This is a genomic window from Mesorhizobium caraganae (assembly GCF_016836705.1).
GTDB lineage: Bacteria > Pseudomonadota > Alphaproteobacteria > Rhizobiales > Rhizobiaceae > Mesorhizobium > Mesorhizobium caraganae.
This window is the reverse complement of record NZ_JAFCGY010000167.1, coordinates 1-422: the sequence shown is the minus strand read 5'-3', so window position 1 is coordinate 422 and position 422 is coordinate 1. Positions and strand designations below refer to the sequence as shown.

At 50.9% G+C, this 422-nt stretch carries 1 protein-coding gene; it reads right to left on the bottom strand.

Going from position 1 to position 422, the window contains the following annotated elements:
• Positions 1–112: 112 nt before the first annotated feature.
• Positions 113–422: hypothetical protein (locus JQK88_RS35895; RefSeq protein ID WP_312037403.1), on the bottom strand; the 310-nt coding region annotated here is incomplete at its 5' end.

The following is a 422-nucleotide window of genomic DNA, read 5'->3' as shown; positions in this document are numbered from 1 at the left end:
ACCTCTGAGGTAATTAAAAACCACATAAGACACGAAATCAATAGAGTTTAGAATATTTTGTTACCCATCAGGTAATTATCAAGGCGTAAAAAAATGCGCTATCGCGCTGGTATTACTTGATAAATCCTGCCGCCTTTCCCCGCCTGTATTCCTCCATCAGCCACTGCGCCGGTGTTATTCCCCCAAGGGTGGCGGCGTTAGGCATGCACCCGAAACTTCGCCCTGGTGGATGGTAAACGTCTCTCCCTGTGTCCGGAGGTGTACTCATGGGCTCTGGCTTTGCCTGTATGCTGATCACCGGATCGGGTATCTGCTGTCCGGAAGCCACCTTTTTCGCCCAATCATCGAGCAGCCTGCGCGCGTGTTTCTCAACCTCAATCTCGCTAAGCTGGCGCTGATACATTACACGGCGGGTATCACAT